The sequence below is a fragment of the Pelotomaculum isophthalicicum JI genome, from assembly GCF_029478095.1.
GTDB lineage: Bacteria > Bacillota > Desulfotomaculia > Desulfotomaculales > Pelotomaculaceae > Pelotomaculum_D > Pelotomaculum_D isophthalicicum.
In genome coordinates this window covers 70,372-85,056 of sequence record NZ_JAKOAV010000017.1, presented here as the reverse complement: position 1 = coordinate 85,056, position 14,685 = coordinate 70,372, and the positions used below count along the sequence as shown (strand labels likewise).

Here is a 14,685-nt window from a genome sequence, read left to right as displayed (position 1 = left end):
AGATGAGGTTTCCCATAGCTTAAAGCTAGTAAGACCCCTGGCAGACAACCAGGTAGATAGGCCGGGTGTGTAAGCTTAGTAATGAGTTTAGCTGACCGGTACTAATAGGTCGAGGGCTTGACCTAAAAAAAACAACATGTTCAACTACACTGTTCAGTTTTGATGGAACGCCAAAAGTAACATTTAAAAGTGAATAAAGTTTCTGGTGGCAATGTCGGAGGGGGTACACCCGTTCCCATACCGAACACGGCAGTTAAGCCCTCCTGAGCCGATGGTACTTGGGGTCCGCCCCTGGGAGAGTAGGTCGCTGCCAGAGAATATTTAAAGCCTCATGGTAAAACCATGAGGCTTTGTTTTTTCCTGAATACAGAAATCCAACGTCCGATGATAAGTTAAAACCTCATGGTAAGCCATGGGGTTTTGTTTTATGTCATGATAAGTCTCGAAAAGGAAAGTGAAAAAAAATATGTTATAAATGTGACGGTTATGTTAAATTAAGGTAGGAATTTGCAGTATTATGGTAAAATTATATATGTATTGGATTTTTATAGAAAGATATTCTTGCGAGCAGCCCGATAAAGAGGGGACGAGTAAAATGCAAAAAAACTTCACTATTGCTAAGTACGAAGTAAGCGTCGAAGCGGGAGACCACGGACTTTCTTTGCCGGCGTACAAGGGGTCGACCCTGAGAGGAGGATTCGGCAATGCCTTCAAACGCATTTCATGTTCGATGCGGGAAAAGGAATGCCGTTCTTGCCTTCTGAAGCTAAACTGTCCTTATGCCTATATCTTCGAAACAGCGCCGCCTCCAGGCTCAGAGGCGCTACGAAACTACGAGAATGTACCACGCCCTTTTATCATAGAGCCACCACTGGAATCTAAAACTGATTACAGACCAGGCGAGAAATTGCGCTTTAATTTAATCCTGATTGGCAATGCGATCAATTATCTGCCTTATTTTATTGTTGCCTTTCGTGAACTGGGTGAGATGGGAATTGGCCGAATGCGCAAAAAATACCGCCTGGCCGAGATAAGGGCGGTCAACCCTATAAATCATGAGAGTGAAATAGTTTACCATGTGGGAGACCAGCTTGTAAGGAATGTAAATCTGACATTACAAAGCGATATCGGTAAAATCATGGATGGCTCAAATGGTATCCTGGGTATACAGCAAGTATGTTTAGAATTCCAAACCATGACCAGGATTAAGTTTGAAGAAAAATTCGTTCAACGAGTTGAATTCCACATACTCATTCGCAACCTCCTGCGCAGGCTCTCATCCCTAGCCTATTTTCACCACGACTGGGAGCTCGATCTTGATTTTGCCGGGTTGATCGAGCGCGCCGCCGAAGTCCGGTTAATTAAGAATGACACCAGATGGGTGGACTGGGAACGCTACTCTTCGCGCCAGGAAAACAAGATGAACCTGGGCGGCGTGGTTGGCCGGGTGGAATATGAGGGGGATTTAGGCGAGTTTATGCCACTACTGCGGCTGGGTGAGTTGGTCCATGTGGGCAAAGGAGCGGTGTTTGGGATGGGAAAATTTATCATCTTTTCAGGAAAAATCTGTTGACATTCTTAAATCAACCTGCGATAATAAATTGAAATCAAAAATGTTAAAATTACATACAATGAATAATACTTACAGGATAAAATACTATTCTCTCGCAAGGTGAAAAATGATAATTTACGTTGAAGAGAGCGGCTTTCAGAAAAATTGGACCTTTGTGGCAGTTAAAATTTTTAGTGAAAAAAGTGCCAGGTCATCTGTAAATAAATGGCGACATTATGCTGCATCCATTTCAAAAAAATTTGTAGCGAATGAATACAAAGATTGCAAAACCCCTGATCAACAAAGACAAAAAATGTTGCATGAAATTTCGGTAAAGGGTTTTCAATTTTGGGTGGTGCATTTTGTTAATTATAGAGGTCATAAGAAAGACTATAGTGAAGCTATTGTAAAACTTCTCATGGACGTAGATTTAACTGATGTTAGCTTAATCGTTCTAGATAAAGTCGAGCGAAGCAAGCGGTATATGGATAAGCACATAGAAAAAATCAGAGAAGAGATGTTATGTCCGTGTAATGTTAGATGGGGACTTTCAGAAAAAGAAAAGGGTATTCAAATCGCAGATGCTATCTGTGGAGCTGCATCTAGGGATTTTAATAATATGACAGCTCCAAGTTTTTTTTATCTAATAAAACATCTTAAACAGGGAGTGAAAATAATTGTTAAATAATTTAGCATAGCCTTTGTGTCACGGGTGCCTTATACAGGACTTGCCCCGCACCTCTGCCCACATACTGCAGGCCGGCCATGCTAGTATTTAAAATTATAAACCTGTATGTAATATATTATACCTGATTTCTATTTGAGTTACAACTAACTCTTAATCCCGATAACAAGGGGACTGAAAAGTAAGGATTATTTTGTATGTAATTCTTTCCCGATGACAAGGGGACAAAAGATTTTTTTAACCACTCTTCGAAAAGAGGTGAGAAAGATACTTAGTTACACTGGGCATCCCTTTTTTGACGTCGGGCTGGCTATGGTGACCGTTTTTGCAGGAAAATATGATCCGAGTTCTGTAACGGAAGCCGATCTGGATTCAATGGCGTCTTTTATTGAACGCGAATATGCCCGGGAGCCGTTGAAATCTTTTCTTGGGGTAGCTTTTACTACCAATGCCTGGTTCAATCAACCGGCTTTTACTAAACAGCCGGAAAAACGCAGCGACTATGCCAGAAGAATTTTAAGAGGCTACGGCAAAGAGTTGCCGGAAGAAAGATGTGTGTTCACAGGTAAAGCTGCCACGGCAGTTGCCTTCTCGGACAAGCTGCCGCCCGGGCGGGCATACCGGCAGCACATTCCTTTGCTTACCGGAGAGGGAGTAATCAACTTTCATCCTGCGGGACACACTGGTCTGCCGGTTTCAGGTGAGGCAGCCCTGTGCCTGCAGGCTTTCCCTTTAGGGTGTGCCAAATGCGGCGGCAGGCTTTTAGCGGTTCACTCCGACAACACAGATATAACTTATGATTTCGCAGCTGAATTTTTTGGGTACAACCGGCAGGCTATGCTGTTGGCACAACAGGCAGGCAGCAGTAAAATGCCGGAGGCGAAAATGTCAGCTAAAACCCTGCTGATCCAAACGCTATTGAATATTGAACTGAGGCGGCGGGAGGAGGCTCTAGACCACCGCCCCTCATCCGTAACAGCCTACCACCTGACCAATAGCGGGCAGTCCAACCCTTTAGACGACCGGAATCCACCCCTGGAAATATATCATCTGCCGATTGAGCTTACGGGTTTTCTTGTTCAACTGGCCAGTCCTAATTACCGGGCTGAATGGAACGCTATTGCCGAACGGGCATGGCGTTTAGCGTTGCCTGGCAAAAAGAAAAAACGTGCCGCGGATGGTGAAGCGGAAGATACCCGCCCGAAAAGAAACTTTTTGTTTGAAGATTTATTCCAGTTGCCGGACAATGCCGGTAAGTTCATCCGTCGTTACTTCTTGCGTGTTCCGGCGCATGTGAAAACGGAGGACGACCCGCGCGGCTTCTATTCAATAAGAGACGAGGCCAGTTTGATTTCCTGGAAAATTACAGACCTTTTTTTAAGAGAGGTGATGAAAGTGGATCAAGAACGCATCAGGCAAATTCGGGATTTAGGTGACCGGCTGGCTGCGTATATCTACGGAGAAGACGACCGTAAGTTTTTTACCGCGTTTTACAACGCAAAAAATTACCTTCACCTGCGTAATACACTGATTAGAGCCAACCTGGCCCATGTAAAAAGAGGCAACCCGCCCCTGATCACTTTAGAACCGTTTATCGAAGTGTTTGAGGAAGGTTTTGAGGTGGAGCGACCGGACCGGCGCCTGGCCACTGATCTTGTTTTAATCAGAATGATTGAACAACTATACAACCTGGGCTGGCTGGGTAAAAATAAGGATACCTTGCATGAACTAAAAGATGACGATGAACCAGAAAAGGGGGATTTATAATGGCTTTTGTCACTGGCCTGTTACTTGTTGACGCGCCGGCGTCAGCGTTGAATAATCAGGGAAATATTCCAGGTGAACGTTATGACAATAGCACCGGTGTAAAATTAATCTGGACCAAAGAGGGCTATTATCCATATGTTTCGGCCCAGGCTTTCAAGTACTGGTTACGTACGACTTTGGAGCAGACTGGCTCGTGGGTATCCGCGCCTGTTTACCGTGAGGAAAAAATCGCCTATACTGACGCCAATCCGGTAAAGTATTGGGATGATGACCTTTTTGGGTATATGCGTGCCCATTCTAAACGTGAGTCTGCACGGGCCAAGCGTGAATCCGACCAGTTGCGGGCCGGTGAGACAGAAACCACAGACACAGTGACCAGGGCAGCACCTTTTAGAGCCGGCACTTTGGTTTCCATTGCCCCGGTCACTCCGACCAGTGACTTCGGGGTGATGTCACGACACGAAGGCGACCCTGTACCTCATGAGCACCAGTTTTACCGCACCACTTTAAAAGGTTTGTTTTCTCTGGACTTAAAGTCCGCCGGCACGTTCTGGTATAAACAAAAAACAGGTTTTCGCAACCTCGACGAAGTGCGAAAAAAAGAAGCGGCTGAGCTTGGCTTGTTGCATATGAAACAGGAAAAGGCGTATCGCTTACCCTTAGATGAGCGTATTAAGCGGGTTACCACTCTTTTTGAAGGAATGGCTACCCTGGATGGAGGAGCCAAGCAGACCCTGCACTATACCGATATCACACCTCCGGTGGTAATTCTTGCAGTGACCCGGGGCGGAAATCATGTTTTTGGTTACGTAATAGGGGGAAACAAGCGTGGCCTTCCGGAACTGAAAATCGAAGCTTTAGAAGAGGTTTTGACTGTCTTTAAGGAGGAAATTCTTTCTGATGTTTATGTCGGTTGGGTACGTGGTTACCTGGATGAAGAAAGAGAAAAGTTAGAAAGTTTTATTAATACACCAACAGGCAGTAGGGTACGGCTCAGCCATCCGCGTGAATCTTTCAGGGAATTGATAAAAGCGTTAGAATCACCGGAAAACGCGGCTTGGTTAGAATAGGAGGAGAAGATGGAGGTACTTAAAATCGTGGCGGAGGGGTTAACCACTTCCTTCCGGTACCCCCACTTTATGCAGGGTGTTCACCCAACTTTTGAAATGCCTCCCCCTGCTACTATTTACGGACATATATGCAGTGCCCTGGGTAAATGGGTGCCGCCTGAAGGGATAGAATTCGCCTATCACTTTACCTACCAGGCGAAATTTGATGATGTGGAACATATTCATGTCCTGACTCCTTCCAGTGGTAAGCTGCCGGGTACAAAATTCCCCAAGGTAACTGAAGGGTCGGTTAATCCTTTTAAACGAACTATCTTGTTTAAGCCAAAGTTAACGTTATATATCAATAGGCCGGAATGGAAAAGCGCTTTTCTCTCGCCTTGTTATTCTGTTGTCTTGGGCAGATCTCAAGACCTGTTTACCTACACTAGTGTCAGCAGTGTAAAGCTAGTTTCTTCTGCCGGAGCTTATTTTGAGCATACCCTTGCGCCGTATCGGATGGCGTTGCAGACCGGGCGAGGTTACGTGGTATTGATGCCGCGTTTTTTGGATTATGCTAATGGGCGTATTCCTTTTTTTGCACGTTACGTAGTATTGCACCGCCGGGTATATACGGAAGAATTAATAAAGTATCAGGAGCTAATAGGGGAGAAATATTGGGTTGACCCGGAGTCGCCGGAGGAGAAAGGCGCGCAACTCGGATTGTTATTTCATACATTTGTGGGGGATTACGATGACCAGCCTGTTATGGCCGGACTGGTTGGATGATATATGGGCAAAAAGCCCGGAAAAGGACAAGAACGGGGAAGACGGGGAAAGTTTAGCCCGGCACACATGGTTTGTATTACAAAAGTTATCCGAGATGATTGAGCTTCGCCCTTACCTTCCGGAAATGGTCGGTTTCCCTGGTTTGTGGCAAACCCTATTCTGGTCTTGTTTGCTTCATGATTTCGGAAAAGCGGCAAAAGGATTTCAGAATGGGTTGCGTGAGGGGCCGCGATGGCCGCACCGGCACGAAGTCCTTTCATTAGCATTCCTGGATTGGATTAACAAAGGTTTTAGTAAGGATGAAAATCTTTGGACGGCGGCAGCGATTGTTTATCACCACAAGGACCCTGACGAAATTACCTTTTTTTACCTGGGGAGCAAAGATTGTTCTGAAAATACGGTGGGAGATTTAACAGCCGGGATTGAAGAGAGTGTTCTCAAAGGGCTTTGGCAGTGGCTGGCTGAATGTATACCGACATGGATTGAAGAGTTAGGCCTTGCCTCATCCGGAGTAAAGATGGTGGATTTGGTTTCACGGGACAATGCCTTGAATCTGTTTATAAGTAAGGGTTCAATGAACATACGCGAGCTTTTAATGAATCTTCGGCGCTGGTTGCGTCAAACAAGCCGTTTGAGAAAGGATGTTCTGACTGTCGGTACATTGGCGTTACGCGGTCATATCATTTCTTGCGATCACACTGCTTCAGCTCATGCCGGTTCTTTATCTAAATGTCAATTGTACAACACTGACGAATTGTTGACTCAATGGGGATTATTAAAAGAAACATTATATTCTCATCAAACTGCTTGTTTAAATACGAGAGAATCAGCGATATTGATTGCGCCCACCGGGAGTGGAAAAACCGAGGCGGCCCTTTTATGGGCGCATAATCAGGATGATAGTGAAAAACCTATTTCCCGGTTGCTCTATACTTTGCCCTATCAGGCAAGTATGAACGCAATGTACGGCAGGCTAATTCAAAAGGGCTTTCCCGGCCGGGTAGGGTTGGAACATAGCCGCAGCGTGTTAGCGCTGTACAGACGTTATTTGGAAGAAGATTACGGTCGGAAGCAGGCAATGAAGCTAGCACGGTGGGCCAGGCAATTAGCTCGCTTGCATTACTATCCCGTGCGGGTATTAAGTCCATATCAAATGCTCAAAGGGCTTTACCGTCTTAAAGGGTATGAGTCCCTTCTAACTGATTTCCTTGGCGGAGTTTTTATTTTTGATGAAATCCACGCTTACGATGTTAAGCGCCTGGCAGCAATTTTAGCAACAATTAAATATTTAAGAAAAAACTTTGGAGCACGCTTTTTGGTTATGTCGGCGACATTACCTGGTTTATTGCAATCCAAGCTCGCTGATGCCTTGGGAACGAACAAAATTATCCAGGCTACTCCAGAGGTGTTTAGAAAGTTTCAACGACACCGCTTGCTGGTTCGGGAAGGAGATTTGCTGGAGGGAAGCTGGCTTAAACGAATCGCCAATGAGGCAAAGAACAACCTGAGTGTTTTGGTTTGCTGCAATACTATAATGAGAGCGCAGCAGGCCTATAATGAATTGTCCAAAGAATTGGCCAACCGTGTTGAAGTGCTGTTGCTTCACGGACGTTTTAACGGCCGGGACCGTTTAAGCAAAGAAATAATCATACAGGATACAAGTGGTTCACAATCCAAAGCCCGCAGACCAATTATATTGGTGTCCACCCAGGTTGTGGAAGTAAGCCTTGATATTGATTTGGACGTAATCTATTCAGACCCTGCCCCATTAGAGGCATTGATTCAACGTTTTGGACGTATCAACCGGCGCCGTTTGAAAGAATGGGCGCCAGTTAATGTTTTCACCGAACCAAGTGATGGCCGGCATGTTTACCAAGAAGAGTTGGTACTAAGATCTTTGGAAGTTCTCAAAAAGAATGCCGGAAATTTAATTAATGAAGAGGAAATTTCATGTTGGTTAGATGAAGTTTATCATGGCAAGGTCGCAGAAAGCTGGAATAACGAATTTCAAGAATCATATACCGAATTCGAAGCCAGTTGTTTGAAAACCCTGCGCGCCTTCGATGCAGATGAAAGCCTGGAAGAATTGTTTTACCGTGCTTTTGACGGTATGGAAGTTTTACCTGCTTGTCTTGAAAGCGAGTACCAGACTTTAATGTCAGCAAATGAACCGCTTGAAGCCAGCCAATTGTTAGTACCATTATCATGGCGACATTACTGCATGCTCAGAAGCAAGGGGTTTGCCTGGAATAATGGGCGTGGCCGGCCTAATATTGTCGATGTGCCATATAATAGTGAGGTTGGATTAATGAATAAGATATCTAATTAATCTTTTGGAGCTTCAAAATTATGAGTGGATATAATATGGTTCCGATGTTCACAATTACTTAATCGGCTTAGAATATCCAAAAATTTATTTAGCATTTGCAGTTGTTTCTCAATCTTTTGAAAGTTAACCATTTTGCATTTTTACCTCTCGGAGTCTTTTAAAAAACTCCTCACGATATTCACGGTAAATGGGCAGACAGTCGATATAATATTTTCGTACATACTCTTCGAAATCTGTTCTTTTTTCGTGGTTGTTGGAGAACAGCAGTATACCGCTTGTGGCGCTGTACTGTATGGGGAGGGGAGCTTTATTTAAGATTACTAAGTCGATGTTGTCAGTATTAAAAATCTTTTGTAGTTCTCCCAATAGGCTCATTTCAATCCGGAATGATTTCATGTCCGGTAAATCTTCATTTAATAACACTCCAACATCGATATCACTTAGGGGGGTCGGGCGTCCGGAAACATGGGAACCAAAAAGGTAGGCGGCGATAACCTGTGGAAAACAATTAGAAAGCGCTTTAAACCGTGGTAACAACTTCTCAATTTCAATGTTGGAGGACATTTTAAATATCAACGGATTCACCACCTGGCATGTTGATAAAGGATCATGCAGGGTAATTATATCACAAAAACAGAATGTCCGTCGTACCGCTATTTTTGATGAAATTAGAATTTGAATAATTATTTGCTTTGAGAAATCTTAATACAATCGGGATGTGATTGCTCTGAAAGGAATAGATGATTACATAAAAGATCTTGCCCGTCCGGATGTGCGGGTGAGGAGGCATGCGGCTTTTCAACTCCAATATTTCGGTCCGGGGGCAGCAGCGCCTTTGCGGGCGAGCATCCGTGAAGATCCGGATCACATGGTACGGCTTGGCGCTATTAACTCCCTGGGCTGGCTTGGCGATGATGGATGTATTGGTGACTTGTTGACAATTCTGCTTGAAGGGGATGAATTTACTGCTCAAGAGGCCGCTACGGTTCTGGGAGAACTAGGATCTGAATCTGCCCGCGAACCCCTTCTAAGTGCGGCGCGCGACCCCGGACAGCCGAACCGCGAAGCTATCCTGCGCGCCCTGGGCGCTTACCCCGGTGGTGGCGTGGAAGAAGAATTGATGCGCATTATGGGTGAAACGGATTATATTGATGAAGCGATCGCCTGTGCCGAGTCATTGGCTGAGCTGCAATATTACCGCGCGGCACCGGAAATCGTTCAATTGTATCATCAGTCTGATGACGAAATAGTCAAGGATGATTTTCTGGCATGCCTGGCCGCGTTGCTGGGTGAGCCGCGGCTGGCTATGAATATAAGTTTTGATGTAAATACGTTCATTAATTCCGTTGATACAGGTCTGATAGCCGGAGATGGCAAGAAGAAATCGGCTGTTTTAAAGGCTTTGAAGAAAAAGGATTGTCGACGTTTAAGCAAACTAATCAAAGAGCCAATCATCAGGACAACGAAGTCTGTTTTTATTAACGCGGGAGTCTGGAATGAAAGCGCATTGAATTTAAGTGAAGAGGAGTTCTTAGATAAAATAAAGGATACACGGCTCGGCTCATGCATCGCTATTATTGACTATTTCGAGAAGGCGGATATTCCGGCGCGTAATAGTCATTTCCGCACGAATAAAAAGGACATCTGGCTGGTGGCGTGTTCCGTTTATCCAATATTGCGCGAACTGGATAAAGTTATGTTAAAGTCCGAGGGAAAACTGGATCCGGTTGTCGATCTGGTGAATGAACTGACCAGGAGATATACTGTATCGCCGCGCAGGTTGATTAAGGAGGTGGCGGGTTACGGTAATCAGGCCGTGCGGACGCTGGCTGAATATCTTCATTCTGCCAGTGTAGTGGATGATGGTATGTATGAAGGTTGGTGCATAGCCGAAGCGCTTGGTCACATTGGGACGCCGGATGCGGTTGAAGGGCTGTTGGAATCCTTTTCAAACATGTCGGAAGAGGATGAGGAAGAAGGTTCAGTGTGCTCAGTGCAGGAAGCCCTCGCCCGTTGCGGCGAAACAGCCGTCGGGCAGATCATTAATTATGTTAAATCCTGGGATAAGGACGAAGAAGATATTAATGAAGAAGATATTGAAGAGGAAAATAATGATGATTGGGACGAGCCTGCTGATGAAGATGAGGAAGGTTCAAATGATATTTGGCCGGGGGTTTTTGCCTGTGGAGCTTTGGCAAAAATCCGCCACCAGAAAGTTTTTGATTTCCTTTTGAGCCGTCTGGCGCACCCTGACGAAGATGTGCGCCGTACGACATTGGAGCAGCTCTTGGAATACGGCGATCCGGAGGCTATTTTTCAAGTGCGGCGGATGCTGGATGATGAATCCGATGATGTGGTATATGCTGCTAAGGTAGCTCTGGTGGGACTTTGCGATGCCAATGGGGTCAACTTGGCGGATTTGGATAAATTGCGGGCTGAACTTGAGGAAGATGATTTAGATTTTCCCGGTGAATATATTGACGATCCGGAGGATGAAGATTGGTTCTGGGATGATGATTTTAACAATGATAATAAGTTTGTTCCAATAGTAAAGCCGCCGAAAATCGGACGAAACGAACTTTGCCCATGCGGCAGCGGGAAAAAGTATAAAAAGTGCTGCGGAAAAGACATTAATTAATTGAAGTTGAAAACCCGATAACAAGGGTTTTTTGACTGTATGAGCCGAATATTTGGCTCCTATTAGCCTTAGATGAGATATTAATCTGGTTGTCTTTGTTTGTGGTAATATTGTGTTTATTTCGATATTTAGGAGGATTTTGGCATAATACTATTGAATATCTTTTTAACACTTTGCGAGGGGATATAACATGAGTAGGGAATATCAGACTGTCATCCTGGCCGGTCTACTTCACGATATAGGCAAGTTCATTCAAAGAGGTGAGTTTAAAGGATCGCTCAAAGTTGCCGGAAAGCATCCGGCAGTGTCTGCCAGCTTTATTAAAGCCAAATCAGGCGCTTTTGATAAAGTAACAGATATAAGTCTACTGGTGGAACTTGTCCAGCGTCATCACGAAACAACCCGTTTCCCCCCCGAACCGCGTGTACAGCAAGCCGACTCGTCGATACGGCCGTTGGCTTATCTGGTAAGTGCCGCTGATAATTACTCTTCGGCAGAACAGGGGGAGGAATCAGGCGAATACCGGGATTATAAAACTGGACCTTTGGCTTCTATTTTTTCCCGGCTTAAATTAACTAATCCTACCCCGGATGTAAATCACTACAGACTTCGCCCGTTAAACCCGGCAAACTCATTCCCGGAATCTTTCCGGCAATTGGCTCCGGAACAGACAAACAATTACTTGAAGGATTTCGGCCGTGATTTTGACAAAATAATATCCAAGGTTAACCTTTCAGATTTTGACTGCCTTTATACCCACTTGCTGTCCTTGCTCCAGCGCTATACTTGGTGTGTTCCCAGTAATACTCAAGAGATGGCGCCGGATATTTCATTGTTTGATCACCTTCGTACCACCAGTGCCATCGCGGCCTGCCTTTACCTATATCATCAAAGGGAAAATACACTGAATGAAAGAGACGTCGCCGACAATAGGCCTGATAAGTTTCGCCTGGTTGTGGGCGATCTTTCCGGAATCCAGAACTACATTTTCGATATCGCCAATATCGGAGTTGGCGGAGTAGCCAAGAGACTGAGAGCCCGTTCATTTTACCTTAACGCTTTAAGCGAAGCTGTCAGCCATAATCTCATTCATGAATTTGATCTCCCGGTAGTCAATATCGTCATGTCCTCCGGCGGGAAGTTTTACGTTCTTCTCCCCAATCTGCCCGGTTCATTCGAAAGGATTGAAGCGTTTCAACAGGAGTTGGACCGGTGGTCGGTCAGTCAATTTGGCGGTGAATTGGCAGTAAACCTGGCCCAATTGGCATTTAACGGGCAGGCTTTCAATAATTTCGGCCAAGTGCTTGGTGAAATTTCTGAAAGACTGAGCAAAAGAAAGAGCGCCCCACTGAAAGGATATCTGGTTAAGAGCGGGGTATGGATGACGGATAATTTTAAAATGCATGCTTACAATGGAGAAGAAGGATTATGTCAGAGTTGTAACAAACAAATCGCTACTTATATTGATGAACATGGAGATAAGCTGTGCGAAAATTGCCGCCGGGATCTGCTTCTTGGGACAATGTTGCCTGGTGCCTCCTATATCGCCTATACCATGACGGATGTCCCCGCCAAATACCGGGTGTCAACTTTCCACCTGCACGGCGATTACAGCCTTGCGGTTTTAGCTGACGCGCCTGAGGCTGACTTTCCCGGTTACCTTATTTGCAAGCTTAATGAAACAAACATTGAAGAAATACCTGACCATCCCGCACTGCCCAAATTTATGGCGAACTACATACCTCTGGCTGGAGAGGAGCACTGTACCGGTTGTCCCGGCTGCAAAGATGAGAAAAAACCAGCTTTCGGAGAACCGGTTTATTTTGACTGTATGGCCAACAGATCCCGTGGCCGCAAAATGTTGGGTTATCTTAAGGCTGACGTTGATCATTTGGGCAGCTTGTTTGTTTACGGTTTGCGGGACAACCAGGATGACAGAAACAGCATTTCGAGAATTGCCACCATGAGCCGTATGCTGGATCTTTTCTTTTCAGGACGGGTTGACCAGTTGTTAAATATCCGGTTTAAATTTTGTTATACTGTTTTTTCCGGGGGAGATGACCTCTTAATTGTCGGCCCGTGGAACGAAATAGTTGATCTTGCTGTTACCGTGCAAGATGACTTCAAAAAGTTCACGGGCCAGAATAAAAATATCACTATATCAGCGGGAATTGGTTTGTTAAAACCTGGCGTTCCTGTTTCAAGAAGCGTGATGTCTGCTGATGCCGCCCTGGAAGAGTCGAAGGAAAGGATTATCAAAAGAGAAACCGAGGGCAGGGATCAGTTGACTTTTCTTGGTAGAACGATGAAATGGTCAAAGGTTGCTCCCCTGTTGGAAACAGCCAACCAGCTATCTAGCTGGCTGGATAGTGAAAAATTGACTGTTGGCTTTCTCAGAAAGCTGCTGAATTTATCTAAAATGCACCGGTGTTACTATGAGCATGAAGAGGTGCGCGGTCTGAAATACTTGCCTTTACTAACTTACGAAATTGCCAGAAATCTTGCGCCGCCTGGGACACGGGACACGGATGCGCAGGCCGTGCGGTTGTGGGCTGAAAATATCAAAAACTTGGACCACGACCATACGGTTTACCTGGATTTTCTTGTTAAATACGCACTTTTAACGAAGGAGTGAAGCTGATGGGCAAATGCCGTATATGTGGCAAACAAACTTTTGGTGACTATCAATATTGCAGGCAGTGCAACAGCGCCCAGAAGGGTGGCAGGCAGCCGGAAAGAGGGGATAGAAGACACTACGGAAGTACGTCTTCATATACGGGACGTTCGGGGAACCCCTCTTCTGGATTGAATTCTGATTACCTCAAAGATGGTTATTTTAATGAAAAGGGATATCTCCGGAAAGAGATATATACTTCCGAAGCGGAACTGGTTGCAGCTGTATTATCGACGAAAGGCATGACCAGGGCTTCACTGCGGCGTTTCTATAATAAGCTGCGGGGGATCTATTCAAGATTTAAGGATACGAGAAATTTTGAGGAGATTAAATCTGTTTTATATAGTTTTTATCCCAACGCGGCTGATGCTGTTTCTAAGAATAACAATATACCAGTGGAATTTCGTACTTTTATCAATGTGAACGTAAATTTGGCAGAAAAAGATCCCGATCATTTGCATGGTTTTGTTGAGCACTTCCAGAGCGTAATTGCTTATTTTAAAGAAAGTGGGTACAGGAGGTAGGAAGATGAAATTAGAAAGACATGCGATTATTAAAGGCGTGATCTTCTGTGAGACGGGCCTTCGGATTGGCGGTTCAAATGATGATATAGAGATCGGCGGGAACGACAATCCTATTATTAGGAATCCGGTGACTGATCTGCCGTATATACCTGGGTCTTCTCTAAAGGGTAGAATGAGATCATTGCTTGAGCTAAAGCATTCTGCCATAACCCAGCAAACAGGCAAGCCCTGTGACTGCGGGCAATGTAATATTTGTAAAATTTTTGGGACACATGGGACACACAAGGCCAGGGAAAGCGTTCTTGGTCCCACCAGAATTATTGTCAGGGATGCTTTTCTAACGTCAGAATCTGTCAAAGAACTTAAAGCTGCCAACCAGGAAAAAGGTATTTATTATACCGAGGTAAAACACGAGAATCTGGTGGACAGGAAAACGGGAAAAGCTGAACATCCTCGCCCTAATGAAAGAGTTCCTGCTGGATCAAAATTTGACTTTGAAATAGTATTAAGGATATTTGAAAATGATAATGAAAATGCTGCCCTGAACTTGATCAGGGAAGGATTGTCCCTGGTGCAAAAGGAATACCTTGGGGGTTCCGGTTCCAGGGGATACGGCAAGGTGCGCTTTATTAATACTACCATTGACGGTGTTCCATTCGTGCTTGAAGAGGGGAAATGACA

General features: G+C 44.9%; 10 protein-coding genes, 2 rRNA genes and 2 pseudogenes. 13 read left to right on the top strand and 1 reads right to left on the bottom strand.

The genetic code is table 11. The features are described from left to right. The 8 genes from L7E55_RS10190 to cas3 all read left to right on the top strand — a co-directional run. Nucleotides 1-125 (top strand): 23S ribosomal RNA (locus L7E55_RS10190); the annotation flags it as partial. Nucleotides 126-201: 76 nt separating this feature from the next. Further along, nucleotides 202-316, top strand: a 5S ribosomal RNA gene (rrf, locus tag L7E55_RS10185). Between the two features lie 279 nt (nt 317-595). After that, nucleotides 596-1,573: a CRISPR system precrRNA processing endoribonuclease RAMP protein Cas6 gene (cas6, locus tag L7E55_RS10180; protein WP_277444092.1), complete on the top strand. Its 978-nt coding sequence runs from the start codon at nt 596-598 to the stop codon at nt 1,571-1,573. A 106-nt stretch (nt 1,574-1,679) separates the two neighbouring features. Beyond that, nucleotides 1,680-2,240 carry a DUF3800 domain-containing protein gene (locus L7E55_RS10175; protein ID WP_277444090.1) on the top strand — a complete coding sequence of 187 codons (561 nt, stop codon included), beginning with the start codon at nt 1,680-1,682 and terminating at the stop codon, nt 2,238-2,240. 255 nt (nt 2,241-2,495) lie between these two features. After that, nucleotides 2,496-4,004: a type I-B CRISPR-associated protein Cas8b1/Cst1 gene (gene cas8a1, locus L7E55_RS10170; RefSeq protein WP_277444087.1), complete on the top strand. Its 1,509-nt coding sequence runs from the start codon at nt 2,496-2,498 to the stop codon at nt 4,002-4,004. Beyond that, nucleotides 4,004-5,074, top strand: coding sequence for a type I-B CRISPR-associated protein Cas7/Cst2/DevR (gene cas7i / locus L7E55_RS10165; RefSeq protein WP_277444085.1), 1,071 nt, complete (start codon nt 4,004-4,006; stop codon nt 5,072-5,074). Before cas8a1 ends, cas7i begins: the two co-directional genes overlap by 1 nt. Nucleotides 5,075-5,083: 9 nt before the next feature. After that, nucleotides 5,084-5,839: a CRISPR-associated protein Cas5 gene (gene cas5 / locus L7E55_RS10160; protein ID WP_277444084.1), complete on the top strand. Its 756-nt coding sequence runs from the start codon at nt 5,084-5,086 to the stop codon at nt 5,837-5,839. Then, complete coding sequence (gene cas3 / locus L7E55_RS10155; protein ID WP_277444082.1) at nt 5,805-8,168, top strand: CRISPR-associated helicase Cas3'; 2,364 nt, start codon at nt 5,805-5,807, stop codon at nt 8,166-8,168. The genes cas5 and cas3 overlap by 35 nt, the downstream gene beginning before the upstream one ends. Before the next feature lie 123 nt (nt 8,169-8,291). On the opposite strand, the gene mntA is transcribed toward cas3, so the two are convergent. Continuing rightward, a complete protein-coding gene (gene mntA, locus L7E55_RS10150; protein ID WP_277444079.1) occupies nt 8,292-8,744 on the bottom strand; it encodes a type VII toxin-antitoxin system MntA family adenylyltransferase antitoxin in 453 nt (150 codons plus the stop codon). Nucleotides 8,745-8,886: 142 nt separating this feature from the next. Between mntA and L7E55_RS10145 the strand changes: the two are divergent. From L7E55_RS10145 to csm3, 5 genes and pseudogenes are all read left to right on the top strand, one after another. After that, nucleotides 8,887-10,530, top strand: a pseudogene (locus L7E55_RS10145) (HEAT repeat domain-containing protein); the annotation flags it as partial. 180 nt (nt 10,531-10,710) lie between these two features. Next, a pseudogene (locus tag L7E55_RS17735) lies at nt 10,711-10,806 on the top strand (SEC-C metal-binding domain-containing protein); the annotation flags it as partial. 190 nt (nt 10,807-10,996) lie between these two features. After that, the gene (cas10, locus tag L7E55_RS10140; protein ID WP_277444076.1) at nt 10,997-13,441 is read left to right on the top strand and encodes a type III-A CRISPR-associated protein Cas10/Csm1; all 2,445 of its coding nucleotides are present in this window, start codon (nt 10,997-10,999) and stop codon (nt 13,439-13,441) included. A gap of 5 nt (nt 13,442-13,446) precedes the next feature. Next, nucleotides 13,447-14,004: a type III-A CRISPR-associated protein Csm2 gene (gene csm2, locus L7E55_RS10135; RefSeq protein ID WP_277444074.1), complete on the top strand. Its 558-nt coding sequence runs from the start codon at nt 13,447-13,449 to the stop codon at nt 14,002-14,004. 4 nt (nt 14,005-14,008) lie between these two features. Next, entirely contained in the window at nt 14,009-14,683 is a 675-nt protein-coding gene (gene csm3 / locus L7E55_RS10130) for a type III-A CRISPR-associated RAMP protein Csm3 (RefSeq protein ID WP_277444072.1), read from the top strand. Nucleotides 14,684-14,685 lie beyond the last annotated feature (2 nt).

Excerpts from the sequence above, each read along its gene's own strand:
- cas6 (WP_277444092.1), top strand. The coding sequence starts at position 596 with ATGCAAAAAAACTTCACTATTGCTAAGTACGAAGTAAGCGTCGAAGCG.
- L7E55_RS10175 (WP_277444090.1), top strand. The coding sequence starts at position 1,680 with ATGATAATTTACGTTGAAGAGAGCGGCTTTCAGAAAAATTGGACCTTT.
- cas7i (WP_277444085.1), top strand. The coding sequence starts at position 4,004 with ATGGCTTTTGTCACTGGCCTGTTACTTGTTGACGCGCCGGCGTCAGCG.
- cas5 (WP_277444084.1), top strand. The coding sequence starts at position 5,084 with ATGGAGGTACTTAAAATCGTGGCGGAGGGGTTAACCACTTCCTTCCGG.
- cas3 (WP_277444082.1), top strand. The coding sequence starts at position 5,805 with ATGACCAGCCTGTTATGGCCGGACTGGTTGGATGATATATGGGCAAAA.
- cas10 (WP_277444076.1), top strand. The coding sequence starts at position 10,997 with ATGAGTAGGGAATATCAGACTGTCATCCTGGCCGGTCTACTTCACGAT.
- csm2 (WP_277444074.1), top strand. The coding sequence starts at position 13,447 with ATGGGCAAATGCCGTATATGTGGCAAACAAACTTTTGGTGACTATCAA.
- csm3 (WP_277444072.1), top strand. The coding sequence starts at position 14,009 with ATGAAATTAGAAAGACATGCGATTATTAAAGGCGTGATCTTCTGTGAG.